At 62.6% G+C, this 25,454-nt stretch carries 23 protein-coding genes; 7 read left to right on the forward strand and 16 right to left on the reverse strand.

What is annotated here, in order from left to right:
* Nucleotides 1-5 precede the first annotated feature (5 nt).
* The 6 genes from ABEA02_RS14215 to ABEA02_RS14240 all read left to right on the forward strand — a co-directional run bounded on the left by ABEA02_RS14215 (nucleotide 6) and on the right by ABEA02_RS14240 (nucleotide 6,346).
* Nucleotides 6-950, forward strand: a complete 945-nt coding sequence (locus ABEA02_RS14215) for a MerR family transcriptional regulator (protein ID WP_345533754.1) — start codon at nucleotides 6-8, stop codon at nucleotides 948-950.
* Between the two features lie 191 nt (nucleotides 951-1,141).
* Nucleotides 1,142-1,981: a ferritin family protein gene (locus tag ABEA02_RS14220; protein ID WP_345533755.1), complete on the forward strand. Its 840-nt coding sequence runs from the start codon at nucleotides 1,142-1,144 to the stop codon at nucleotides 1,979-1,981.
* Complete coding sequence (gene rfaE2, locus ABEA02_RS14225) at nucleotides 1,981-2,469, forward strand: D-glycero-beta-D-manno-heptose 1-phosphate adenylyltransferase (RefSeq protein WP_345533756.1); 489 nt, start codon at nucleotides 1,981-1,983, stop codon at nucleotides 2,467-2,469. The genes ABEA02_RS14220 and rfaE2 overlap by 1 nt, the downstream gene beginning before the upstream one ends.
* 215 nt (nucleotides 2,470-2,684) lie before the next feature.
* Nucleotides 2,685-3,929 (forward strand): pectinesterase family protein, encoded by a 1,245-nt coding sequence (locus tag ABEA02_RS14230; RefSeq protein ID WP_345533757.1) that lies wholly within the window; start codon nucleotides 2,685-2,687, stop codon nucleotides 3,927-3,929.
* A gap of 116 nt (nucleotides 3,930-4,045) precedes the next feature.
* Entirely contained in the window at nucleotides 4,046-4,978 is a 933-nt protein-coding gene (gene cysK, locus ABEA02_RS14235; protein WP_345533758.1) for a cysteine synthase A, read from the forward strand.
* Between the two features lie 273 nt (nucleotides 4,979-5,251).
* Complete coding sequence (locus ABEA02_RS14240; protein WP_345533759.1) at nucleotides 5,252-6,346, forward strand: pectate lyase; 1,095 nt, start codon at nucleotides 5,252-5,254, stop codon at nucleotides 6,344-6,346.
* Nucleotides 6,347-6,469: 123 nt separating this feature from the next.
* Here the strand turns inward: ABEA02_RS14240 and ABEA02_RS14245 are convergent, their stop codons facing one another.
* The 13 genes from ABEA02_RS14245 to ABEA02_RS14305 all read right to left on the reverse strand — a co-directional run bounded on the left by ABEA02_RS14245 (nucleotide 6,470) and on the right by ABEA02_RS14305 (nucleotide 19,106).
* Nucleotides 6,470-7,093 (reverse strand): hypothetical protein, encoded by a 624-nt coding sequence (locus ABEA02_RS14245; protein ID WP_345533760.1) that lies wholly within the window; start codon nucleotides 7,091-7,093, stop codon nucleotides 6,470-6,472.
* A 175-nt stretch (nucleotides 7,094-7,268) separates the two neighbouring features.
* Nucleotides 7,269-8,828: an ABC transporter ATP-binding protein gene (locus ABEA02_RS14250; protein WP_345533761.1), complete on the reverse strand. Its 1,560-nt coding sequence runs from the start codon at nucleotides 8,826-8,828 to the stop codon at nucleotides 7,269-7,271.
* A 172-nt stretch (nucleotides 8,829-9,000) separates the two neighbouring features.
* Entirely contained in the window at nucleotides 9,001-9,687 is a 687-nt protein-coding gene (biuH, locus tag ABEA02_RS14255) for a biuret amidohydrolase (RefSeq protein ID WP_345533762.1), read from the reverse strand.
* A complete protein-coding gene (locus tag ABEA02_RS14260) occupies nucleotides 9,684-10,685 on the reverse strand; it encodes a formamidase (RefSeq protein ID WP_345533763.1) in 1,002 nt (333 codons plus the stop codon). The genes biuH and ABEA02_RS14260 overlap by 4 nt, the downstream gene beginning before the upstream one ends.
* Nucleotides 10,686-10,689: 4 nt before the next feature.
* A complete protein-coding gene (locus ABEA02_RS14265; RefSeq protein WP_345533764.1) occupies nucleotides 10,690-11,625 on the reverse strand; it encodes an ABC transporter permease in 936 nt (311 codons plus the stop codon).
* Nucleotides 11,622-12,695, reverse strand: coding sequence for an ABC transporter permease (locus ABEA02_RS14270; RefSeq protein WP_345533765.1), 1,074 nt, complete (start codon nucleotides 12,693-12,695; stop codon nucleotides 11,622-11,624). The genes ABEA02_RS14265 and ABEA02_RS14270 overlap by 4 nt, the downstream gene beginning before the upstream one ends.
* Nucleotides 12,696-13,002: 307 nt before the next feature.
* The gene (locus ABEA02_RS14275) at nucleotides 13,003-14,115 is read right to left on the reverse strand and encodes a BMP family ABC transporter substrate-binding protein (RefSeq protein ID WP_345533766.1); all 1,113 of its coding nucleotides are present in this window, start codon (nucleotides 14,113-14,115) and stop codon (nucleotides 13,003-13,005) included.
* A gap of 310 nt (nucleotides 14,116-14,425) precedes the next feature.
* Entirely contained in the window at nucleotides 14,426-15,307 is an 882-nt protein-coding gene (locus tag ABEA02_RS14280) for a hypothetical protein (RefSeq protein ID WP_345533767.1), read from the reverse strand.
* A 300-nt stretch (nucleotides 15,308-15,607) separates the two neighbouring features.
* Entirely contained in the window at nucleotides 15,608-16,243 is a 636-nt protein-coding gene (locus ABEA02_RS14285; protein ID WP_345533768.1) for a hypothetical protein, read from the reverse strand.
* Nucleotides 16,244-16,279: 36 nt separating this feature from the next.
* On the reverse strand, nucleotides 16,280-16,996 hold the full coding sequence (locus tag ABEA02_RS14290; RefSeq protein WP_345533769.1) for a GntR family transcriptional regulator: 717 nt from the start codon (nucleotides 16,994-16,996) through the stop codon (nucleotides 16,280-16,282).
* A gap of 45 nt (nucleotides 16,997-17,041) precedes the next feature.
* Nucleotides 17,042-17,443, reverse strand: coding sequence for an AtzH-like domain-containing protein (locus ABEA02_RS14295; protein ID WP_345533770.1), 402 nt, complete (start codon nucleotides 17,441-17,443; stop codon nucleotides 17,042-17,044).
* Nucleotides 17,440-18,873 carry an AtzE family amidohydrolase gene (locus ABEA02_RS14300; protein ID WP_345533771.1) on the reverse strand — a complete coding sequence of 478 codons (1,434 nt, stop codon included), beginning with the start codon at nucleotides 18,871-18,873 and terminating at the stop codon, nucleotides 17,440-17,442. Before ABEA02_RS14300 ends, ABEA02_RS14295 begins: the two co-directional genes overlap by 4 nt.
* The gene (locus ABEA02_RS14305) at nucleotides 18,870-19,106 is read right to left on the reverse strand and encodes a DUF4089 domain-containing protein (RefSeq protein WP_345533772.1); all 237 of its coding nucleotides are present in this window, start codon (nucleotides 19,104-19,106) and stop codon (nucleotides 18,870-18,872) included. Before ABEA02_RS14305 ends, ABEA02_RS14300 begins: the two co-directional genes overlap by 4 nt.
* A 303-nt stretch (nucleotides 19,107-19,409) precedes the next feature.
* Between ABEA02_RS14305 and atzF the strand changes: the two genes are divergently transcribed.
* The gene (gene atzF / locus ABEA02_RS14310) at nucleotides 19,410-21,227 is read left to right on the forward strand and encodes an allophanate hydrolase (protein WP_345533773.1); all 1,818 of its coding nucleotides are present in this window, start codon (nucleotides 19,410-19,412) and stop codon (nucleotides 21,225-21,227) included.
* 131 nt (nucleotides 21,228-21,358) lie between these two features.
* On the opposite strand, the gene ABEA02_RS14315 is transcribed toward atzF, so the two are convergent.
* From ABEA02_RS14315 to ABEA02_RS14325, 3 genes are all read right to left on the reverse strand, one after another.
* Nucleotides 21,359-21,739: a GIY-YIG nuclease family protein gene (locus tag ABEA02_RS14315; protein WP_345533774.1), complete on the reverse strand. Its 381-nt coding sequence runs from the start codon at nucleotides 21,737-21,739 to the stop codon at nucleotides 21,359-21,361.
* A gap of 2,040 nt (nucleotides 21,740-23,779) precedes the next feature.
* Nucleotides 23,780-24,598 carry an ABC transporter ATP-binding protein gene (locus ABEA02_RS14320; protein WP_345533775.1) on the reverse strand — a complete coding sequence of 273 codons (819 nt, stop codon included), beginning with the start codon at nucleotides 24,596-24,598 and terminating at the stop codon, nucleotides 23,780-23,782.
* Nucleotides 24,599-24,600: 2 nt separating this feature from the next.
* Complete coding sequence (locus ABEA02_RS14325) at nucleotides 24,601-25,452, reverse strand: ABC transporter permease (RefSeq protein ID WP_345533776.1); 852 nt, start codon at nucleotides 25,450-25,452, stop codon at nucleotides 24,601-24,603.
* Nucleotides 25,453-25,454: the final 2 nt, after the last annotated feature.

A 25,454-nucleotide genomic window follows, 5' to 3' on the forward strand; every position in this document is an offset into this window, starting at 1 on the left:
ACAAAATGAGCGCATCACCCGAAAACCCTTCACCCAACACGCCCGCCGGCATGTCCATCGCTGCCGTCGAGCGCGACACCGGCCTCGGCAAGGACACCCTGCGCGTGTGGGAGCGCCGTTACGGCTTTCCCAACCCCCTGCGCGACCCGCACGGCGAGCGCCTCTACCCGCTCGACCAGGTCGAACGGCTGCATCGCATCAAGCGCCTGATGGATCTCGGCTGGCGACCGGGCAAGATCTTCGCCACGCCGGACGCCGAATGGGACGGCTGGCTGCAGGCCCAACCCGGCGTGGCGCCCGCCTCGCCCGTGGCCGAACTGCAAGGCAGCCTCGCCGCCATCATTGACCTCGTTCGCCTGCACAGCAACGAAGCCCTGCGCTCGGCGCTGCAACAGTGCTTGCTGCGACAAGGTCTGAACAGGTTTGTCATAGACACAATTGCGCCGCTGAACATGGCCGTCGGTGAGGCCTGGATGCGCGGCACGATCGAAATTGCCGATGAACACCTCTACACCGAACACGTACAGAACCTGCTCCGCGCTGCGATCAGCCAGCGTGGCGAAACCCGCCAGCCGCCCCGCATCCTGCTCACCACCCTGCCCGAAGAAGTGCACGGGCTGGGCCTCTTGATGGCCGAAGCCCTGATGGTGGCCGAGGGTGCGCAATGTGTCTCGCTCGGCACCCGTACGCCACTCACCGACGTCGAAAAAGCCATGCAGAGCGGAAACTTCGACATCCTCGCGCTGTCTTTCTCTGCGAGCTTTCCGCAGCGCCACGCCGTTTCTGCCCTGCAAACACTCTCTGCAGGCCTGCCGGCCGGCTGTGAGATCTGGGCCGGTGGCGGTGGTGTTGCGCAGCGCGTACTGGATATTGCGCGCGTAAAAATCCTGGGGCCTATCCAGGATATTCCTGTGGCAGTGCATCACTGGCGCAGCCAGCACGCAAACTGAACCACGCCGGCTTCGCCTGACGGCTACTGCCGATTACAATGGCGAGTCAAACGCGTTTGCGGCTGGCCATCACGGGCTTGTCACAATTGCGCAGGCGCCGCAGCGTAGAATTTGCGCCCGCCTGACTGATTGCAACCAGGCCGCCCCAGCGGCAACCAACAGGCCACCGGCCCCAACAGAGACCATCGAAAATGCTTTATCCGGAACTTTTCAAATCCCTCGAATCCGCACGCTGGAACATGGCTGACGACGTGCCCTGGGATACGTTCCAGCCCGAGCTGCTGAGTGAAGAGCAGGCCATCACCATCAAGATGAACGCCATCACTGAATGGTCCGCCCTGCCCGCCACCGAGATGTTCCTGCGCGACAACCGTCACGACTCGGACTTCTCCGCTTTCATGTCGGTCTGGTTCTACGAAGAGCAGAAGCATTCGCTGGTGCTGATGGAATACCTCAACCGCTTCCGCCCCGACCTCGTGCCCACCGAAGAAGAGCTGCACGCCGTGCGTTTCGAATTCGAACCCGCACCCGCGCTCGAGACCCTGATGCTGCACTTCTGCGGCGAAGTCCGCCTCACGCAGTGGTATCGCCGCGCCTCCGAATGGCATACCGAGCCGGTCATCAAGAAGATCTACGATCACCTCTCGCGCGACGAAGCCCGTCACGGTGGCGCCTATCTCAAGTTTATGAAGAAGGCCATCGATCAGGCTGGCGACACGGCGCGCGCCGCATTCTCCAAGGTCGGCGTGCTGATGGCATCGAGCTCGCGCTCGAGCAAGCCGCTGCACCCGACCAATCTGCACGTGAACAAGGAACTCTTCCCCAACGACACCGTGCAATCGCGCATGCCCAACCCCGACTGGCTGGAGCACTGGCTCGACAACCAGATCCAGTTCGGCAAGGAACACGAGGCGCGCGTCGTCGGTGGCATCCTGCGCAACCTGTCCAGCCTCTTCGGCCAGACCTTCGAGACCGTGACCGACCTCAACCGTTTCCGCAAGACGGTGAGCGCCGCTGCAGCCGCCGCCTGATGGAGTACGCGCGCCCCGCCTTTGAAGACAAGGTCGCCCCACCCGAGTCACTCGTTGCACGCATCGCGGCCCTGCCGCGTCCGCTGGTGTTCACCAACGGCTGTTTCGACATCCTGCACCGCGGGCATGTGACCTACCTCGCCCAGGCGCGCGCGCTGGGCGCCTCGATGATCGTGGCACTCAACACCGATGCCTCGGTCAAGCGCCTCGGCAAGGGTGACGACCGCCCGGTCAACGCCCTGCCCAACCGCGCTGCGGTCATGGCTGCACTGGGCTGCGTCGACATGGTCACCTGGTTCGACGAAGACACGCCCATCGAACGCATCCTGCAGGCGCGCCCCGACATCCTCGTCAAAGGCGGCGACTGGCCGGTCGAGAAGATCGTCGGCTACACCGAAGTGCTGGGCTGGGGCGGCAGCGTGCATAGCATCCCCTTCGAGCACCAGACTTCCACAACCGCTCTGCTCGACAAGATCCGCAAGCTCTGAGCAAGCCGCAAGCCGCGGGGCAATTTTCTGCGCGGCTGATCTGAAATCACAACATCACGCCTTATCCCCGTCAGCATGCCGTCACGCACGTTGCGTGCAGACAACAAGCGCCTTGAATTGCCGCGACAGAACTTGGCATTCCGGCAGCCCCGGCGTAGATTCTTGTTCCCGGTTCCATCCGGCAGCAAAAGCCTGCCAACCAAAGGAGAAGACACGTGAAGAAACCGATTGTGAAACTGAGCCTCGCAGTCCTCTCGGCCCTGGTGCTGGGCGCCTGCGCCACCTCGCTGGAAGGCCCTGTCGCCGCCAGCACAGCCAAGCGCCCGCAACTGACGGTCGAGAAGGCAGCTCAGCACACCATGGCCAACTACTTCGCCCAGGGCGGCATGATCGACGCGCCGACGAATGACCCGTGGGATCCGGTCAAGAACGGCATCGGCGACGTCTCGAAATTCAAGCCGACCTACACCGTCGCAGCAGACGGCAGTGGCACGCACAAGACCGTGCAGGCCGCCGTGGATGCCATCACCGCCAAGGGCGGCACCGAGCGCGTCTACGTACTGGTCAAGCCCGGCACCTACCGCGAACAGGTCTGCCTCAAGGAAACCGCGCCGGTCACGATTTACGGCGAGAGCAGTGACGCCAGCAAGGTGCTGATCGTGGGCAACATCGGCGCAGGCTCCAAGAAGGACAAGGAAGTCACTGCCAACGCCTGCGAAGGCCGCAAGGGTGCCGACACCTACGGCACCTCGGGCAGCTCCACCTTCCTCGCCTACAGCGACGGCTTCCAGGCCAAGAACATCACCGTCTCCAACGACTATGACGAGAGCCCCAGCCCCAAGAGTGGCACGCAGGCCGTAGCGCTCAACACGCGTGGCGACAAGGTGATTCTCGAGAACGTGCGCCTGCTCGGCGAGCAGGACACGGTGATGTTCAAGTCGAAAGACATGGGTCTCATCAATCGTGTCTTCGTCACCAACAGCTACATCGAAGGTGACGTCGACTTCGTCTTCGGCCGCGCGGTGGTGGTGTTCGACAAGGTCGAGTTCAAATCGCTGACCACACGCGGCGGCGCTGAAGGCGGCTTTGTGTTCGCCCCGAGCCAGCCGAACAACTTTCCCTTCGGTTACCTCGTGACCAACTCGAAGTTCACCAGCGACGGCAACAAGGCAGGCAAGACCCTGCACCTTGGCCGCTCGTGGGACGAAGGTGCAGCCCCCCTGGTGACCAAGGACGGTGGCAAGCACTACCCGAATGGCATGGTGGTGATCCGCAACTCCTACATCGGCGAGCACATCGCCAAGGAAGCGCCGTGGGCCGCTGCTGCATCGACGAATCGTCCCTTCGATTCGGAGAAAGAGCAGACCATCCAGTTCGGCAACCCGAAGGTGCCTACGGTGTATCCGGTCAATCGCATGTTCGAGTTCCGCAACTCGGGCCCGGGCGCAGCGGCAAAGTAAAGGTTGCAACATGCAAAGAGAAGGGGCCTGCGGGCCCCTTTTTCATTGCCCTGCGTCATCCCTCCAGTGTCCGACGGGGGCATAGAATGCTCACTCCGCACTGGAGAAAGCCTCACATGAAAATCGCTGCCAACGTCACCGAGCTGATCGGCAACACGCCGCTCGTCAAACTCAACCGCATTGCTGCCGGCATCGACGGCACGGTGCTCGCCAAGCTGGAGTTCTTCAACCCGGCCCACAGCGTGAAAGACCGCATCGCCAACGCAATGATCGAAGCGGCCGAGAAGGCCGGCCTCATCAAGGCGGACACCATCATCCTCGAACCCACCTCGGGCAACACCGGCATCGGCCTCGCCATGGTGTGCGCAGCGCGCGGCTACAAGTGTGCCTTCGTGATGCCGGAGACCATGAGCAAGGAACGCCGCCTGTTGCTGAAGGCCTACGGCGCCGAATTGATCCTCACCCCTGGCCCTGAAGGCATGCCCGGCGCGATCAGGAAAGCACAGGAGCTCGCAGCTGCCGACAGCCGCTATTTCATCCCGCAGCAGTTCGACAACCCGGCCAACCCGGCCATTCACCGCAACACGACGGCCGAGGAAATCTGGCGCGACACCGATGGCAGCGTCGACATCTTCGTCTCGGGCATCGGCACGGGCGGCACCATCACCGGCGTGGGCGAAGTGCTCAAGGCGAAGAAGCCCGGCGTGAAGATCGTCGCCGTCGAACCCGACGCGAGCCCCGTGCTCTCTGGCGGGCAGCGCGGCCCGCACCCCATCCAGGGCATAGGCGCAGGCTTCGTGCCGGCCATTCTCAATACGGAGATCTACGACGAAGTGGTGCGCGTCACCAACGCCAACGCCTTCGACCTCGCCCGCCGCGCTGCGACCGAAGAAGGCCTGCTGGTCGGCATCTCTTCCGGCGCCGCCATCTGGGCCGCGCTGGATGTCGCGCGCCGGCCCGAGAACGCCGGCAAGACCACCGTGGTGGTCATCCCCTCCTTCGGCGAACGCTACCTCTCGACAGCCTTGTTCGAGCACCTCGCGGGCTGATACGCAACTGCCGCCAGGTGACGCGATGACACCGGCCGATGCATTCGTGCATCGGCCGGAATTGTTTTTGCTGCCGCGCAACAAAAAATCTCTCGACACGTAAACGCCGCGTGTGACCGATCTCCGCCTATTCCAGAGGAATAAACAGCGGGAAATGCCGATTTTGCTGTTGTGCGTTGCGGATTGCGCATTTTTACTGAGTCAGCAAACTGCGCGCACTTCCTGCCGCCCACCAATGAGCGGGAAGCAATAACACTCTCTGGAGACAAGACAATGAAGCTTTCCCGCGCACTGGGCGTCGTCGCCCTGCTTGGCCTCGGCGTGTCTGCCCACGCCGCCGACTATCCCTCCGGTTACACCAAGTGCGTCCAGAACACTGGCGCCACCTGCACCATGACCGGTACCCGCTCCACCGCACTCGGCAAGAACGATGCCTTCGTCTACGCCGTCAAGACCGGCAGCTTCGTCTGCTCCAGCGCCAACTACCCCAGCAACACCTATCCTTCCTCGGCATGGTGTTCGTACAGCAACACCACGACCAGCAGCGCCAGCAGCGTCGCTTCGTCCGTTGCTTCCAGCTCCAGCAGCAAGTCGTCCTCATCCGTGGCGAGCAGCGTTGCTTCGTCCGTGGCATCCTCGTCAGTCGCCAGCTCGTCGTCCTCGACGACCACCAGCAACCAGTGCGTCGGTGGCGCAACACTCACCAACGTCACGGTCGATTGCGGCGGCAAGACCATCGGCACGGCTTGCTCGGGTGACGGCGAAGGCCAGGCTCCCGTCTTCACGCTGAACAACGCCACCATCAAGAACGTGCGCCTCGCAGCTGGCAAGGCGGGTGACGGCATCCACTGCGTGGGCGGCAACTGCCGTCTCGAAAACGTGGTGTGGGAAGACGTCTGCGAAGACGCAGCCTCCAACCTCTCCGAAGGCGGCACCATGACCGTCAGCGGCGGCGCTGCATACGAAGCCAAGGACAAGGTCTTCCAGCACAACTCGAAGAACAGCACCACCATCGTCGAGAACTTCTCGGCCACCAACATCGGCAAGCTCTGGCGCTCCTGCGGTGACTGCACCAACAACGGCGGCCCGCGCACCGCGAAGATCAGCAACGTCACCATCTACGGCAAGGTCGGTGACACCGTCGCTGGCGGCAACCGCAACTATGGCGACAAGATCACCATCCGCAACCTCAAGGTCCAGGGCTACACCGCACCGAAGCCGACCAGCAGCAATCCGAACCAGAGCTCGCCGAAGATCTGCGTGGAATACACCGGCGTGACCGACCACAACGGCTCATCGAAGAGCCTGGGTCAAACCTGGAACGGTGCAGTCTGCGACGTCAGCACGACCGACGTGACCTCGTTCTGATCGCACACTGATCACGCATTGTGATCAGGCAGGCAGCAAGTAAAAACCCGGCCTCGGCCGGGTTTTTACTTTGGTTTGTCAGGAGCACGACAGGGCCCCTGCGGCGTCGCGCCTCAGCTTTGATCAGCTGCGCAATGCACGGCGGCGTGCAAGACCGCCCAGCACCAGCAGCCCTGCGCCATACATCAGGGCGGTGGACGCTTCGGGCACAGCCGCAACGGTCGCATCGATGCGCACGCCAGCATTCAGGAAGTCGAAGAAGTGCGGCCCCTCATCAGCCCAGACATAGCTGCCGCTGCCCTGCGCGTATTGCGACATCGGCGACGACACACCGCTGCCGAAACTGGCGTAGGACGAGGTGAAGGTCGGCTTGAACGACACCCAGTACTCCCCCGCTGTCAGCGCCCAGTCGAGGCCGGACAAGCCACGCCAGGCTTCGCTGCCCGTGCCTGTCGTCAGATTGGCCGTGTAGAGGATGCTGCCCGGCAGGCTGCCGCCATCGGCGTGAATGCTGATCGCCACGCTGCCCGAATCGGTGCTGAAGAAGCCTTCGATGCTGTTGAGCACGGCGCTGCTGGTCAGATCGAACTCGCCCGCAAAGTACTGATTGGCGTTGAACATCCACATGCCGCTCTGTGTCGGCGTGCCGGTATCCACTACGTAGCTGGCGCTGGCGGGTGAGGCGGCAAGACCCAGGGAGAGGGCGAAACCGAGGACTGCGGCGAGTTGCCGGGGCTTGAACTGCATGACGATCTCCTGTGCTGCGTGTTGTTGTGTCGCGTCGGGCGCGTTTGCGACTCCGGAGCAGAGAATGTGCCAAAAGTCACAAAATCGTTACCAGACAGAAGTTTGGCAGAAAGCCGATGTCATGTGGGGCTGACTGCTGTAAAAGCAGCCGACGATCAAGGTCTGCGCAAGCCGTTCAGGCCGCCTCGGCGTGATGCCCGCCGCCCATGTACTGCCCCAGCGTCCGCACGTCGGCCTCGGCGGCGTCGACCTCGTAGACGAGCTCCCCTTCGCTGATGACAGCGATGCGGTCTGCCAGCTCCAGCAGCTCGTCGAGGTCTTCCGAGATCAGCAGGATCGCCGCCCCGCTGGCACGCGCCGCCATGATACGGGCGTGGGTCTCGGCAACCGCGCCGAAGTCCAGCCCGAACACCGGGTTGGCGACGATCAGCACCTCGACCGGGTACGACAGCTCGCGCGCCAGCACCGCACGCTGCACGTTGCCGCCAGACAGCGACGATATCGGCGCATCGACGCCTTGCGTCTTGACGCGGAAGGTCTCGACAAAGCGCCTGGCCTGCTCGCGCAGCGCGCTGCCACTCAACAGGCCCCCGCGCGAAATCGGCGCCTGGTCGTAATTGCGCAGCGCCATGTTCTCTGCGACCGACAGGGGTGCCACGCACGCATTCTTAAGCGGCTCTTCCGGCAGGCTGTAGAGTTTGCAGGCAGCGCGCTCGGCCCGTGAGCCGCCGAAGGGTTTGTCGCCCACGAGAATGCGTCCGGCCTCGCTGTCGCGCTGCCCGTTGAGCACTTCGGCCAACTCGCGCTGCCCGTTGCCCGACACCCCCGCGATGCCGAGGATTTCGCCGGGGCGGATCGCAAGGCTCAGCTGCTTCACCGCCGGCAGCCCGTTGTCGCCCAACGCCAGCAATCCCTCGATGCGCAGACGCGGCGGTGCATCCGGCGTCGGCTCGCGCTCGGCACGCTTGCGCGAGGTCTCCACCTTGTTGCCCACCATCATCTCGGCCATCTGCTCGATGGAAAGCTCCGCCACGCTGCCACCGCCGATCAGCCGGCCACGCCGCAACACCGTCACCGCATCGGCATAAGCCGTCACCTCGCGGAACTTGTGCGTGATGATCAGCGCGGTGAGCTGTTGCGATCGCGTCAGATCCTTGACCAGGCCCAGCACCTCATCGGCTTCGTCCGGCGTGAGTACCGAGGTCGGCTCATCAAGAATCAGGAAGCGACGCTTGAGATAGAGCTGCTTGATGATCTCGACTTTCTGCTTCTCGCCCGCCGCCAGCGCGCTGGCTGGTTTGTCGAGCGCGATCTTGAACGGCACGCTCTGCATGAAGGCTTCGAGCTGCGCAATCTCGCGCGCCCAGTTGATGGCAAACGGCAACTTGCCGCGTGCCGCCACCAGGTTCTCGGCTACCGTCATCGACGGCACCAGGGTGAAGTGCTGGTACACCATGCCGATGCCCAGCTGGGACGCCGTCACCGGGCTGGGGATGTCGGTCTCGCGGCCATCGATCAGAATGCTGCCGGCATCCTGCTTGTAGAAGCCGACCAGACATTTGACGAGCGTGCTCTTGCCCGCGCCGTTCTCACCCAGCAAGGCGTGAAAACTGCCGGCAGGAATGCTGCACGACACGTCGTCAAGGGCCGCAAGTGCGCCAAAGCGCTTGCCCATGCCCATGACTTCCAGCGCCATGGCGCCGGTTTGTGGTGTCACTGCCTCGACCGGGATCATGGTTGCAATCCCCCTGCACGTTGCCGTTCCCTCTCCCCAGGGAGAGGGTGCCCCGTCAGGGGCGGGTGAGGGGAAATGTCACGCAGCACGCACGCTTCCACCATTCCACCTCTCCCGGCCTTGTCAGGCCACCCTCTCCTCAAGGAGAGGGAACAGCAACGCGTGTCCATGTTCATCCCAGCGCCTCCAGCACCGCTTCACTCATCGCTGTCGCACCAAACACCCCGCCCTGCATGTGCACCATCTTGATGGCCGCTGCGTGATTGCCTGCATCGGTCGCTGCGCAGCCGTCTTCGACCAGCAGGCATTCGAAGCCGCGATCATTCGCCTCGCGCATGGTGGTGTGCACACAGACATCGGTCGTGATGCCGGTGAGGATGATGTTGCGGATGCCTTGCACACGCAGCGTCAGCTCAAGGTCGGTCGCGCAGAAGCTGCCCTTGCCCGGCTTGTCGATGATGATTTCGCCCGGCAGTGGCGCAAGTTCGGGGATGATTTCCCAACCCGGCTCGCCGCGCACGAGGATGCGCCCGCAGGGGCCGGGGTCGCCAATGCCGACGCCACCTTCGCCGATCTGCCGCGAACGCCACAGCTTGTTGGCAGGAAGATCGGAAAGATCGGGCTTATGCCCCTCGCGTGTGTGAATGATGGTGTAGCCCTTGGCGCGCATGGTGGCGAGCAGTCGGCTGATCGGGGCTATGGGGGCGCGCGTCAGCGAGATATCGTAACCCATGCGGTCTACGTAGCCACCGACGCCGCAGAAGTCGGTCTGCATGTCGATGATGATCAGTGCCGTGTTGTCGGGGCGCAGTGCGCCGTCGAAGGGCCAGGCATAGGGCGTCGACTTCAGCGTGGTCATGCTTCGGGTCCTTTGTAACGTCGCTCCGGCGGCGCAAAGCCGCAGGCGCTGCCATCCTTGTGCACCACCTCGTCCTCCCAGGGCAGGCGGTACTTGCCCGCCACCATGTCATGCATGAAGGTGTAGGGGCAATCCTGTGCGCCGCCCTTCACCGCCACGTAGCCACGATGGCCAAGCTGGTAGATGTTGTTCTCCACGCCCCAGTGGATGCGCGCCTCCCGCACCAGGTCGGGCCGCAGCTCGCAGGTGATGATCTCGTCTGGCCGGTGGCTGCCTTCCACCATCACCGTGCCGTCGAAGTTGCAGAACATGCCCTCGCCCATCGAGTCGAACGAGCCATCGCTGCCGCACAGGCACACACTGGCCGTCTGCGCGAGGTTGTGGAAGGCGTTGGTCTGGTTGGTGATCTTCCAGGTATGCCGAATGGGTGCGGTGTAGCCCGCCGTGCGGATGATGATCTCCGCGCCCTTGTAGGCGGCTTCGCGCGCCATCTCGGGGAACATGCCGTCGTGGCAGATGATCAGGCCCAGCTTCGCGCCCTTGGGGCCATCACAGACGGGAATGCCGATATTGCCCGGCTCCCAGGGCTCGACCGGAATCCAGGGGTGCAGCTTGCGGTAGTACAGGCGGATCTCGCCGGTATCGTCGATGATGATGCCGCTGTTGTAGGGATTGCCGCCGGGGTTGAGCTCCATGATCGAGAAGCAGCCCCAGATTTGGTGCTCGACGCAGGCGGCCTTGAAAGCCGCAACCTCGGGCCCGTCCAGCGTGCACATGATCTCCGGGTTGATGTCCATCGACAGGCCGTGCAGGCTGTACTCCGGGAACACCACCAGATCCATCGCCGGGTTGTTGCGGCGCGCCTTGCCCACCAGTTCGACGATGCGCGCCGTCTGCTTCGCCACATCGGCAGGCGTCACCACCCAGGGGTTCTGGATCTGCACCAGCCCGACCACGACACCATTCGGCGATTTGTTGAGACCACCCAGTCCACTCATGCTTCTAGCTCCGCGTCAGCGACAGCTCACCCGGTGCGCCTTGCAGGGCACGCTTTGGCGAACAGCTCACAATGAGGATCAGCAGGGTCAGCACATACGGCGCGGCGTTGAAGAGGTGATACCCGCTTGTCACGCCCGCCCCTTGCAGCGCTGGCCCCAGCGCGCCCGCACCGCCAAACAGCAGCGCGGCCCACACGCAGCGCATCGGCTGCCAGCGCGCGAAGATGACCAGCGCGATGGCAATCATGCCCTGCCCGCTAGACAGCGATTCGTTCCAGCTGCCGGGGTAGTAGAGCGACAGGAAGGCTCCCCCGAGACCGGCGAGCACGCCACCGAGCATGGTGGCCACGAAGCGCACTGGCAGGATGCGGTAGCCCAGCGCGCGCGCCGCGTCAGCCGAATCGCCAACGATGCGCAGGCGCATGCCCCAACCGGTGTTCTTGAAGGCCCAGTGCAGGAAGATGGCCAGCAGGATGCCGGCCGGGAACAGCGGATTGATCTCCAGCGCCGCACGTATCTGAGGTGAATCGCTCCAGAACCCGAGCGGTATCGACGGCAAGGTCGGCGCCTTGGGCTGGATGTACGGCTTGCCGAGGAAGAACGCCAGCCCGGTGCCGAACAGCATCAGCGCGATGCCGATGGCAATGTCATTGACGCGCTTGAGGCTGCACAGGATGGCATGCAGCAGGCCAAGGCAGGCCCCTGCAAAGGCTGCAGCCCAAAGACCAATCCACGGCGAGCCGGTAGCAAGCGAGGTGCCGTAGGCAGCCATCGCCCCCAACACCAGAATTCCCTCCAGGCCCAGATTGATGCGGCCCGATTTCTCGGTGATGCACTCCCCCAGACTCACCAGCATGAATGGTGTGGAAACCCGGATGGCGCCTGCCAGCACCGCCAGCGGCACGCCCCACCAACCCAGTGATTGCGCGGCTTCGTTCATGACTTACCCTTTTCCGGCGGAATCTCGATGCCCCACAAACGCGCTGCAATCTTGCGCCACGGGCTACCCATCAGCGTCTCGCTGGCGAGGATGGCGATGAAGGCCATGCCCTGCAGCACCATCACCGTCGCGTCCGGCATGTCCAGACGCCGCTGCAGCATGCCGCCCGCGGCACCGATACCCCCGATGAGCATGGCCACCGGCACCACGGCCAGCGGGTTCTGCCGTGCCATGAAGGCAATCAGGATGCCGGCGTAGCCATAGCCCGAGATCAGTGAGGCATTCGCCGACCCATGCACCGCGGCCACTTCAATCGCACCCGCCAGGCCCGCACAGGCGCCCCCCGCCGCGCAGGCGGCGATGAGCCAGACGCCGACGCGCAGCCCGGCCAGTTGCGCCGCGCGCGGGTTGCCCCCCACCACCTTGAGCGCAAAGCCCAGCGTGGTGAAGCGCAGCACCAGCCAGGCCACGACCGCCACGACGACACCGATGAGCAGTCCGATATGCACATCGAATCCCGGCGTCAGCCCCAGCATGCTGGCGGTGGGGATGGGCATGGTGGAAGGCTTGTTGAGGCTGGCCGGGTCTTTCAGTGGCCCCTCGACAAAGTGATTGAGCAGCGCGATGCCGATGTAGGCCATCAGCAGGCTGGAGATGGTCTCGTTGATGCCCCGCGCGTGGCGCATCCAGCCGCACAGTGCGATCCACCCCGCGCCCACCATGGCGCCGGCGAGCAGCATGAGGATCTGCGAGAGCAGCGTGGGGGTCTGCAGGACGTAGTTGCCGAAGATGGCGGCGGCAAGCCCGCCCAGCACCAAAGCGCCCTCGCCGCCGATGATCACCAGCCCCGCACGCGCCGGCAGCGCCACGGCCAGCCCGGTGAGAATCAGCGGCGCCGCGCGCTGCAGCGTGTTGTTCCATGAGAAGCCGCTACCGAAGCCGCCCTTGTAGATGAGCTGGAATACTTCGAGCGGCGGATAGCCCGCCATCGACACGAAGACTGCGAAGACCATCAGCGCGATGACAACCGCACCGATGGGGACGAGAAGGCGTTCTATGGATGCGTGCATTTAGGGAATCGACGGCTATCAGGCACAACTTCTTCGTCCGTCATTCCCGCGAAAGCGGGAATCCAGTGACTGCTCGAACGACGCTGGATTCCCGCTTTCGCGGGAATGACGAGACGGGAGGGGACTTTCTCCGATCTCCCACCAAGGGAACCGCGGTGTAAGGTCAAATGCCTCATTTGGTTCATGAGCCGTAGCGAGCGGGCCGAGCGCAAGGCGGACGGAGCGCAGCAACCGGAGTTGCCTGAGGGCAATGAGGATTGCGAGCACCGCCCAACGCAGCGATCGGTTCGCGCAGTAGGCTCATGGATCAAATGCTGCCGATGACGCCTTCCACGAGGTAGTTCATCCCCTCCAGCACCGGATCCTGCTGCGTCAGCGACTTGCCGGCCTCAATCACCACGGCACCCTTGTTGTCCTTGATCGGCCCCTTGAAGATCACGAACTCACCCTTGGTCATCTTGGCCTTGATGCCATCAGCAAGCGTCTTCGCCTTGGCGGGAACAGGCTTGCCGTAAGGCGAAGTCTTGACGAAGCCCTCCTTCAAACCGCCGCGCAGGAAGTTCGAGGGCTGCTTGCCCGCCTTCACCGCTTCGACAAGCAACTTGTGCGGCGTCGTCCAGTCCCATTCCGCGCCGGTCAGATAACCCTTCGGAGCGAGCGGCGCCTGACTGGCGTGATAGCCACAGGTGAAGGCGCCGCGCTTCTCGGCCGTCTCGACCACCACCTTGGGCGCATCGACGTGGCAGGTCAGCACATCCACGCCCTGGTCGATCAGGCTGTTGGTGGCCTCGGCCTCCTTGACCGGTTGCGACCAGTCACCCGTGAAGATCACGCGCGTTGTGAATGCCGGGTCAACCGACTGCGCGCCCAGCGTGAAGGCGTTGATATTGCGCAGCACCTGCGGGATGGGCTTGGCGGCCACGAAGCCAAGCTTCTTGCTCTTCGACACGTGCGCGGCCACCACGCCATTGAGGTACTGGCATTCGTCGATGTAACCGAAGAAGCTGCCCACGTTCTTGGGGTGCTTGCCTTCGGTCCACATGCCGCCGCAGTGGGCGAAGAACACCTTGGGGTACTTGGCTGCCACCTTCAGCACGTGCGGATCGAAGTAACCGAACGAGGTCGCGAAAATCAGCGAAGCGCCGTCCTGCTCGATCATCGACTCCATCACCTTCTGCACATCGGCGGTCTCGGCAACCTTCTCCTGCTCCAGCACTTTCACGCCGGGCATCTTCTTGACGATTGCAGCCGACTGCGCCTGCGCCTGGTTGTAACCGAAGTCATCGCGCGGCCCGACGTAGATGAAACCAACCACGATGGACTTGCCCTGTGCGAGCGCGACATCCGACAGCGCAGCCAGCGCACCCGAAGCCGCAGCGATTTTCAGGAAATTGCGACGATCAAAACCTTGACGAGCCATGTGTTCTTCCCCTGTCTGAGTGTCAATACCGGGCGCCCAAATATTTGTGCACCGTCTTGTATGCAAGACTAGCAAAGCACATGCCACGGCCGCTTCGACAAAGCAGGTCCAGAAAAATCAATTACTTGGCAACGCGGTGAAAAGTGATTCATCGAGCTGCGGCACGTCAATGGTGCCCCGTCGGGGGCACACAGGGCATCCTGGGGCAGCAAACTCTGCCGATCATCAACATGCGTGCGCTGTCTTTAAACCAGGACGCGATGCCACGTCATGCGGTCCCCGCAGGATGCCTTCGCCAAGCGTCACCGGCTTAGCGAATCCCCGCCTTCTTGAGACGCCCCTGCAGAGCGCTCATGTCGCTGCGGCTGAAGTTCGTGATGCGCCCATCAATCAACTCCACGAGGAGGGGAGCCGACTTGCCCTTGGCAAATACCTTGTACTCGATCCAGTCCGCAATATCGTCCTGCGAACAAAATGCTGTCACCTCGGTTTCCAGGCCCGACTTTCCCTTCAATTCCGCTTCGATGATCATCATGTAAGTATTGACGGCGTAGTGCGCAGCAACGAGATTGAGCTCGACACAACTGCCGCCAAGCGAATCCGCATGAAGGTGACACCACTCGTAGTAGTTCTTCGACCCCAAACAGTAGCGCTTGGAGTTTGGCGCCTTGGCACTGCGCGCATGCCGCCAGGCCGCAATGCCGCCCATCGCGGTATTCGTAGACTTGCTCCGCTCGCCCGGTATCGCATTGGTAACGGTCATCCGACCTGGTGACTTGGCTTTCAACCCCGCAAGCGGGTTGCTGCTGCTGGCCAGAACCTCCATCGAATCGATGGTCAAGCGCCCCTCGCGATTGAATGTGGCTGGCAGCAGGTACTCATCATCATCATCATCATCCAAGTACTTTTGCTTTTTATTGGCATCGGGCGTGGCCTCGCCCAAACCATCGTCATCGTCAGTCCCCTCGTCATCAGACTCGTTGGCCTCCGACCAGGTTCGCTTCTTGCCCTTGGCCGCACGCGTCAGCGATTTCCGGTCCCTCTGCTTGAGGTAGTCCGGAAACATCTGTGCCGTGCGTCTCCTTGTGAGGATGGGGCCATAGAGGCGCATCTCACCAGAGCATTCATCGTTACACCCGAGTTGGTGCTGGGTTTTCTGCAGATCAATGTATTCGTCGTAGTCCAGACTCACTACATCTGCGCAAACAGTACACCTGAGCTTTACCCACATGCTTTACATCCTCCGCCTGCATTCTGCGTCCCTCGACGCGCCCCCGCTAAGCGAGATGGCAAGACAAAAGTAATGCAGCTCGTCGGAGCGGACAACTGGCCGGATGTGCAGGATTCAACCATCGGGTATTGAGGCAGTTCAGGTACCGCGAGAGGAGATTCGCTTCCGCCAATTCGCGAAAAACGCGACGCAAACCAACCGCGGTCGATGCGCCAATCTTCACTCCGGTGAGACGCCCGCGCTGGCAAGCCCGCAGCCTCCTCAATTCAGCGTCATCAACTCGGTGAAGAGATTCGCAAAATGCTCCTGATTGTAAGAAGCGGGGTTGGGATAGGTCGCAATGAGTTGCGCGTAGACGCTGCCGTGAACGAAGAAGCTGACGGATGTCCGCTGACGATCTCCTCCGTCCGCAATAAGCGCGGAGTAACCGTACTCCCTCACTCTGCCGTTGCTTTCCGGCGTACCGGTCGCCAGTACCGTACCCCGCATTCTGGCAACAACGTCAGCGACCGTTTTCTCGTGCATCGCGCGCTGGTTGGTTCTCCGCAATGCCTTGACCTGGTCATCCGTGAGCTGTGCGCACATCAGCGTATAGGTTACGTCGTCAAACCTGCTCTCATAGACCACAGCCTTGAACTGACCAAGGGGTCCGGCGGTATCGAGCGTGCGGCGTGCAGGCACACCGGGCATCTGCGCAGTCAATGCGCACTCTGCGGGTGTGAAGGGCTTCAATTCAGGCTTCTTGATGCAGCCAACCAGCGTCAGGGCCAGTAGCGCACTGATTGCACAGTGCCGCATGGCGGCGCAATTCTTGTCATGCATGGTTCCCCCATTCGTCATACCGCCTGCGGGCGGGACGCCAGTATAGCGCGGAGGTTTGACGCACTTTTCGCGCACCAGATGCTTGCAACAAGCGCCAAGTGTGTCCAGGACTCAGCTCTGCCGCGCCGCCTGCAATCTGTGAATGGTGATCTTGCGCACCTCGGCCCGGCTCTCTTCGATGTGACTCTTGAGCAGCATCACGGCCTGGTCGGCGCGACGGCGCATGAGCGCCTGCAGGATCTTGCCGTGCTCTTCGTAGGTGCGTTCGACGCGATATTCCTGCGTGAAGTCGAGGCGGCGGATGATGCGGATGCGCTCGATCACGTCGTTGTGCACGCGGGCGATTTCGGGATTGTCGGCGGCGTCGACGATCGTGGTGTGGAAAGATTCGTCGAGCTCGGAGGCGCGCAGTGAATCTGTCTCGCGCTCCTCGGCCGGCACCAGCCAGGTGTTCTGCAGGGTCTCGACGCGGCTGAGATCAGAGGTGTCGCAGATCTTGCGCACGGCAGCAGTCTCCAGAACCATGCGCAGCTCGTAGAGGTTTTCGAACATCGCGAAGTCGAAGGGGCGCACGCTCCAGCCATTGCGGAAGTGCACGAAGAGGTAACCCTCGCGTTCAAGGCGATAGAGCGCTTCACGCACCGGTGTGCGGCTCACCTTGAGGCGCTCGGCGATCTGGCTTTCGGTGAAGCGGTCACCGGGCAGCAGGCGGAAGTCGAAGATGTCTTCCTTGACGCGACCATAGACATAGTCGACGCGCGATCCGGCGAGGCCCAGCCCGCTGGCTTCGTCGGCGTCCTGCTGGTCTGCCTTGTTGTATGAGGACATGCGTCTCCTTCGTACTTGTCTGCACCGCAGGTGGCGCCTTGCGGATCAGGGCGACCTGAAGCTGATGTGGGCCGACACGATACGCCATTCGCCGGCCAGACGCACCCAGGTCTGGCTCTGGCGTCCGATCTGGCCGTCGAGCTGGCGACGGAAGACGATGTTCACCACGCCGGCATCGTCGCTGAAGCTCACGACATCACGCGAAAGGTACTCACGCGCCAGCTCGTTGAGCGAGCGATTGGCGCGGAATGCGCGGATGCGGTCAATGCCACGCAACTCATCTTTCGCGGCGATGCGCATGACGCGCGCGTCGTGCCAGAAGAGCGCGTCGAGCGTCGCCGTATCGTTGGCCAGCAGTGCGGCCTCGTAACGGTCTGACGCAGCCAGCAAGCCCGCGCGCGCGACAGGGTTGTCGACGCCATCGCCCTGCCCTTGCCTGCCCATCATGCCGCTCCCCCGCTCGTATCGAATGTCAGCCCGACGGCTTCCAGCGCCGCTGCAGCAGCGAGCGCCACATCTTCGCGCCCCGGCGCAGCGATGAGCTGTACCGCAATGGGCAGACCACCTGCCGTGGGCAGCGGCACCGCCACGACGGGCAGGCCCACGAAAGAAATCGGCTGCGTCATGAGACCGATCGACGGCCGCGTCGGCACGCGCCCGGCGGGCAGGTCGAGCCACTCCTGGCCAATCCTGGTCGCCACGACAGGCGTGGCCGGTGCGATGAGCAGGTCATAGCGCTCGAAGTGCGCCTTCATCTGCTGCAGAAAGGCGAGGCGGAAGCGCTGCGCCTGCACGTACCAGCTGGCGGGCAGCAGGCTGCCGGCGAGCATGCGGTCGCGGTTGAGTGGCTCCATCAGCTCGTAGTGCTGCTGCAGCTCGCTGCGGTAGAGCTGACCCGACTCGCTGGCCGTGATGACGAAGGCACCCGCGCGCGCAGCAGCAACGTCCTGCAGCGTGAGCTCGTCCTGTGCGCCCAATGCTTTCGCAACGGTCTCGCTGGCGGCGCGTGCGTCGGGGCCGCTCCACTGGTCGAAGTAGTCCGTCAGGCGCGCTACACGTAAACCCGGCAAGCCCTGCACACCCTCGGCAAAAGCTCTCACGACAGCAGGTTCGACGGCGCTGCCTGCAGCGCGCGTACAGGCGTGATCGCGCACATCAAGGCCGCTGAGTACATCGAAGACGCGGGCCAGGTCGCGTGCGCAACGCGCGAACGGACCGACGTGGTCGATGCCATGCACGAAGGGCCGGCTGCCACCGCGCGACAGGCCACCGAATGTGGGCTTGAGGCCGAACACGCCACAGAACGACGAGGGCACGCGGATCGAGCCGTTGGTATCTGACCCCAAAGAAAACGCGCACAGATCGGCCGCCACGGCCGCGCCACAACCGCCCGACGAGCCACCAGCGACGCGCGACGGATCATGGGGATTGCGCGTCACGCCATGCAGCGAGTTCTCGGTCGTGAAGCCATAGGCATACGCGTCCATGTTGAGCGCACCGACCAGGCAAGCACCTGCTGCCGTGGCACGTTGCACGAGGGTCGCGTCCAGCGACGCAGCAGCCCCGGCACGCTCGCGATGCCCGCCCGCCAGCGTGGGCAGGCCCGTCACGTCGAACAGGTTCTTCACCGCATAGGGCACACCGGCAAGTGGCGGCAGGGCCTCGCCACGCTGCCGCCGCAGATCGATCTGCAGGGCTTCGTCGAGCGCACGCTGCGCCGTCACATCGGTGTAGGACTTGAGCTCGCCATCGCGCTGCGCCAACCGCGCCAGCGCCTGCGTCACCAGCTCGCTGGCCGTGATCTCGCCACGCACCACCAGATCCTGCATCTGCCAGGCGTGCAGCGTCTCTCCATCTCCCTTCACCACGCCGCTCATGGCTTGAACACCGGCGCAGGCTCCAGCGCCACAGGCAGCTCCAGCGCCAGCAACGGCGCAGCCACGGCAGACACCAGTTCGAGTTGCTTCACCACGCGCTCAAGCTGTGCCGCATCCAGCGCATAGCCCTGCGCGGCCGATACGGCAAGGGCGTACTGGCGCCAGTCCACAACACCCTCGGCGGCACTCTTCATGTTGCTGCCGGATTCCCTGCCTGACTGCGACGACTCCATGCTCCCTCCTTGAATACATGCCGGTAGACATGCAATTTCCGCTCCACGCGATCCAGCCGCAGCAAAGGCTGCAGCGCATGCCCCGGCAAACCCCCTGATGCGGTTTTTCGATGCTCCGCAGCCATGCACCAGCGCGGCGCATCGCGCCTGCACAGCGCTTCACCGCGAAGCACGCCCCGCGCAAGCACCCGCACGATCACACCCGAAATTACACAAGATCAGCCACTTGCAGCGTCAGGCCCGCTGTACTTCCGATGGCATGCGACTTGCAGCATACCCACTTGTATACAAGAAAGGTTGCCCATGTCACTCGCCCTGCCTCCGCTGCCAGAAAGCCCCGACCTGTCATTCAGCGCCCTGCGTGCGGCCTATGCCGCTGGCGAAACCGTCAGTGCGCGCATGCAGGACCTGCTTGACCACATCGACACCCGCGTCGACCCGCTGGCCTGGATCTACCGCCTGCCGCGCGAAGATGTCATGGCACGTGCGCGCGCACTGGACGCGGCCGATGCCACGCAGCTGCCGCTGTTCGGCATCCCCTTCGCGGTGAAGGACAATATTGATGTCGCCGGCATCCCGACCACGGCCGCCTGCCCCGAGTTCAGCTATATCCCCAAAGTCAGCGCCACCGTCGTGCAACGCCTGCTCGATGCCGGCGCCATACTCATCGGCAAGACCAATCTCGACCAGTTTGCCACCGGCCTCGTCGGCGTACGCAGCCCCTACGGCGTACCCAGCAGCGTGTTCAGCCGCGAACACGTGTCGGGCGGTTCCAGCTCGGGCTCAGCCGTCGCCGTCGCGGCCGGCGCCGTGAGCTTCTCACTGGGCACCGACACCGCAGGCTCGGGCCGTGTGCCCGCCGCCTTCAACAACATCGTTGGCTACAAGCCCACGCGCGGCATGCTCTCCGGCGCGGGCATGGTGCCAGCCTGCCGCTCGCTGGACACCGTCTCCGTCTTCGCCCTCAACTGCAGCGATGGCTGGGAAGTCATGAGCCTGGCCGCAGGCCGCGATGCGGCCGATCCCCTGTCGCGCACCGCCCTGCCCGTCGGACTGCCCAAGCGCTTGCGCATCGGCGTGCCGCGCATGGACCAACGCGAGTTCTTCGGCGACACCACGGCCGAAGTCGCCTACGCCGCCGCGCTCGACCGCCTCGCAAAAATGGGCGAGCTCGTCGAGTTCGACTTCGCCCCCTTCAGCGAGACGGCCGCGCTGCTCTACGAAGGCCCCTGGGTGGCTGAGCGGCTGGAGGCCACGCAGCAGTTGCTGCGCGACAACCCGAATGCCATCGAACCCGCCGTGCGCAGCATCGTCGAGAAGGGGCTGCGCTACAGCGCTGTCGACGCCCATCGCGGCTACACCCACCTCGCAACCCTGCGCGCCAAGGTCGCCCCCACCTGGGCCGCCTGCGACGTCATCGCCCTGCCCACTGCGCCCACGCATTACCGCATCGACGCCGTGCGCGCCGACCCCGTGCGCCTCAACAGCCACCTCGGCACCTACACCAACTTCGCCAACCTGCTCGACCTCTGCGCGCTCGCCGTGCCATCGAGCATGCGCCCCGACGGCCTTCCCTTCGGTATCACCTTCTTCGCACCCGCCTGGCATGACGCCGCGCTCGCAAAACTTGGTGATCGATACCACCGCGAAAGCGCCCTGCCCTGCGGCGGCACGCCGCACGCCCTGCCCTCCGCCTCCTCGCGCTTCGAATGGCCCGCGCAGCCGGGCAGCATCCGCCTCGCCGTCGTCGGCGCCCATCTGGATGGCATGCCGCTCAACCATGAACTCACCGAACGCGCCGGCCGCCTCGTGCGCGACTGCGAAAGCGCCCCCCAATACCGCCTCTACGCCCTGCCCGGCACCGTGCCCCCCAAGCCCGGCATGCAGCGCGTCGCCGAAGGCGGCGTCGCCCTCAAGCTGCAAGTGTGGGAACTCTCAGCCGCCGCCTTCGGCGACTTCGTCTCGCGCATCCCCGCACCGCTAGGCATAGGCAGCGTGGTGCTCGATGATGGGGAAGTCGTGAAAGGCTTTCTCTGCGAAGCCATCGCCCTGCAAGGCGCACAGGACATCAGTGAGTTTGGTGGGTGGCGGGCTTATGTGGCGAGCTTAACCTGCACATAGACTCCTCCATTGGACTTCAAGTGTAAGGCTGCGATGTGTCTAGAAAACCCGGGGCGATTCACTTACATCTGGCTAATGTGAACACGCCATAGGAAGGGCCAACCATGATGCGGGTTGGCCCTTTTTGCTACTTAACGCTTCGACGTTGGGTGGATGCCACGCAGACCAAGTGCCGCCGACAGACTCGTGGTGCTAACACGGTCCGGCTTGAGCTGCGTGTTAAGCGGCGGCGAACAGGCCTGGATGAGTTGCTCTTCGATCCGGTCTCGGTCCGCCTGCAAGGGCACAACTAAAACAAGGATGTGCGTTGCGCCCATCCGAGCCGCTTCAGGCCAACGTTCGTGGTTGTTCAAGCGATCCTTAAAGCTGATCGTTTGTCCCACGTATGAAGGTTGCCAGCCGTTTGGACCTTGCTTGGCAAAGATGTAGATACCAGCAACATCTGCCCACTGAACATCTGGCAGGTAGGCGTGGAACGTAAGTCCGTTCCAAGTGCATGTCAAAGAAGTCATGATATTGATCCTTGTATATCTATTCACTAGGCAGATATGCCTCTGTGAAGTACGCTAAGGACCAGCAAGGGCGTGCAAATGCGCTCCCTCGCTGGCTGTTGCACAGTCATCCTGGAGGCCGGGTGTTGCCCTGAGAAAACGACACCCGGTTTTCCTCTTTCCTGCCCACGGCGGATGACTACACCGCAGGCAGTGACTTTCTTCTCTTCATCGCACATACCTCCTGCTTTTAAACGACTAAATGTCGGGGTTTGCTTTCGGGCGACTACCACATCTAGTGGCTCCTGTTGTATTCATTTTAACGCCATTTTTTGGGTCACGTTTCCATCAGAGAAACTTAGCCCTCCGCTCGTCCGACGAACGTAGCCATTTAGCGCTACGGCGTTCCAATTCCAAAATATTTCAGTGCGGCGATCAGCATATTTACGCTTGTCTTCACTTGCATGCAGTCTAAGTTCAAGAATCCTCGATTCCGATAGGGCCGATGAGCGGCGATTTTTGGTGGCTTTGTTGTTTTTGGCACTCGTGGCGTTTTGCCGCCTGCTGAAGTCGCTTCAGAACCCGGCCGTGTAGGAAACACTGGGGTCAGGTCTTGAATTTCAGTGGGCACCGGGGTCAGGTCTTGCATTTCAGCATTTCGCCTCAGCGCGTAGGGCGGAGTGGTAATTCCGCCTTACGACGTCCGTACTACTAACCAAAATCGGACATACAGATCCGACCACTACAAGTCAGGCAAAGAGTGAGCTTTGAACAAGCAGCCGCCACTTTTGGTGCAGGGGCGTTGGTCTTCCTTGTTGCAGGATGCCTCCTTTGCGTTTTCTTCCCCCGCTTACCCTTTGGCTACAAAAGGCCTGTTCGCATTGCTATTGCCTGTCTGGCTGCGGGGGTGTTGCTCGTCCTGGGCAGCAGCGTATCCGCCTATACAACCGCGTCACTATTCCTTGTATGCATTTCCTCTGCCCTCGTTCTTGGCTTCCTTTCTGGACTCCTGTTCAGGTTCAGAAGTCGATACGCCAAGCTCGCGATTGCTCTCCCATTGCTAGCAATGTGTGTGTGGCAATGGCAGTGGATCGTCTTCGCTCCCATTTTCGTCATGGGGCCAGTCATACATCCAGAACTTAACGAAGAACTCACCTCCGGCCTGATCTGCAGAGTAGAGGACACAGGCCTTGGCTTTGCAGCGAGTCACCGCGCTTCGCTCATAAGACCTGTGATCCTGGGATTCGGAATAGAGGTGTTCAGCCAGTCGATAAGCTGCGACGACTCTTGCGGGCCAGCCAGCGTAGAAGAGTGCTTGGCACACTAACCTCGAGGCAACCAGTAGGATGCAATAACCTAGGGCATTGCGCCGGATGTGTTGAATGGTTTGCTTGGGCAAACATCCGGTGCGATGCGCTTTTGCTTATTGCCCCCTGCGACCCAGACAAAGACGGGCTTGGATACAAGCCTGCCTATGACGAAAACCTAGGTCGACAGGTTTAACCATGAAAACCCATTCAAAGGAATATCCATGATTTTTTCAATTTCCACTTTCGCCGCAATGGTCGTAGCTCACTTCCTTTTTGGAAGCGACATGGAGGCGCGAACAAAGATATTTTTCTGGGTTGCTTTTTTTGCGGGCGGCTTTTTGATTTCCAATCTTATTGGGGCGCCCGGACTCGCTATCGTATTTAAGTTGATCGTAATTTTCGTGTTCATGATCAAAGGGTATTCTGCAAAGCACAGCTCCTCCCTCCTATAGCAAGAAAGGCGCAGTAACTGCAGGACATTGCACTGGATGTGTTAGCGGGTCGGCATGGGCAAACAGCCGCCGCAATGCGCCGGGAGAGGTGGGATGGTGCGTGCCCAACGCAAGTAGCAATCGCAGGCACGGACCATTTCCCCTCTCCCGCCCCTGACGGGGCACCCTCCCCCGAGGGGGAGGGGACTGCTACGACTGCCTGGGAGTGCGGGCCAGCGGCCACAGCAAGCGCGATAAACCACGGGCCTCACGGCCCGTGGTTCGCCTCTTCCCCGCTGCAAAACTTCAGCGCCGCCACTTCAACGCCTCACCTCACGCTGGAATATTTCCAAGCTCAGCTTCTTCATATCGACAAAGCTCTGCGTCGACAGCGTCTCCACCGTACGCGGTCGCGGATCGTCGTACTTGAGTATCTCCGCCACCTTGGTCGGCCGCTTCGTCAGCAGCAACACTTCGTCGGCGAGATACACGGCCTCTTCCAGATCGTGTGACACCAGCATCATCGTAGTGCCGGTCTGGATGAACACTTCCTGCAGCTTTTCGCGGATGAACAGGGTCATCTCGAAGTCCAGCGCGGAGAAGGGTTCGTCGAGGAACAGCACCTCGGGGTTGGGAGCCAGCGCACGCATGATGGACGCGGTCTGCTGCTGCCCGCCGGATAGCTCATACGGGTAGCGGTTGAGGTCGAACTTGACGCTGAAGGAGGCGACGAGTTCTTCCATGCGGCGGTTGATCTCGATGGGTGATTTGCCTTCGAGCTTGAGCGGATACGCGATGTTGTCGATGGTGCGCAGCCAAGGGAACATGGCTTCGCGGTAGTTCTGAAAGACGTAGCCAATCTTGGTGTCTTTCAGCGACTTGCCGTCGAACAGGATCTCGCCGGCATCGATGGGGATGAGCCCGGCGATCATGTTGATGAGCGTGGACTTGCCGCAGCCATTGGGGCCGAACACCGAGACGATCTTGTGTTTGGGGATGTCGAGATTGAAGTTCTCGTACAGCGGCCAGCCGGCGAAGTACTTGGTGAGGCCACGGATGGTGATGTGCGTGCCGGCCGGGCCACGCACGAAGGGCTGCGCGGGCGGGGTGAGTTCGGCGATGTTGTCGATGGGGCGCATGATTACCTCCCGCTCCAGTGGACGATGCGGCGCTCGATGACGAGCGCGAGGATGTTGAGCACGTAGCCCAGCGCGCCAGCGGCGAGAATCGATGCGTACATGCTCTTGACGTTGAGCACTTGCTGCGAGTCGATGATGCGGTGACCCAGACCGGTGTCGGAGCCGATGAACATCTCGGCCACGATGACGATCACGAGGGCCATCGACACGGCCGAACGCAGGCCGACAAAGGTGGGCTGCAGGCTCTCCCAGATCAGCACGTCCTTGAAGATCTGCCAGCGCGTGGCGCCCATGACCTTGGCCGCCATGACGCGTTGCTTGCGTGCGTTCATGACGCCGTAGGCGCTGTTGAACAGCACGATGAGCAAGGCGCCGAAAGCGGCGATGGCGATCTTATTGACGTCACTCACGCCAAAGATCAGCAGGAACAGCGGGATCAGCGCCGACGAGGGCGTGGAGCGGAAGAAGTCGATGAGGAACTCGACGCTGCGGTACGCGCGCTCGTTGCTGCCGAGCAGGACCCCCAGCGGCACACCCACGATGCCGGCGATGAAGAAGGCCTGCAGCGTGCGCTTGACGGTGACGAGGAAGTCGACAAGCAGCGGGCCGCCTGCAAGCCCGGTGACGAGCGTGTTGAGCGTGGCCCAGGGCGATGGCAGCAGCACGATCTTGATGAGGCCGAAGCGCACCACGAGGTCCCAGATGAGGAACAGCACGAGCGGCCCGATGATGGGCTGCAGCGCATGCCAAGGGAATTTCCTCGGCAGTGCCACCGCCGGCGTGGCGGTGGGAACTGCCCAGGGTTTTGCCGGCGCACCTTCAGCGGCTGGCGTTTCGGTTGCGGACTCGGACATGG

This window comes from Viridibacterium curvum, from assembly GCF_039544165.1.
Classification (GTDB): Bacteria; Pseudomonadota; Gammaproteobacteria; order Burkholderiales; family Rhodocyclaceae; genus Viridibacterium; species Viridibacterium curvum.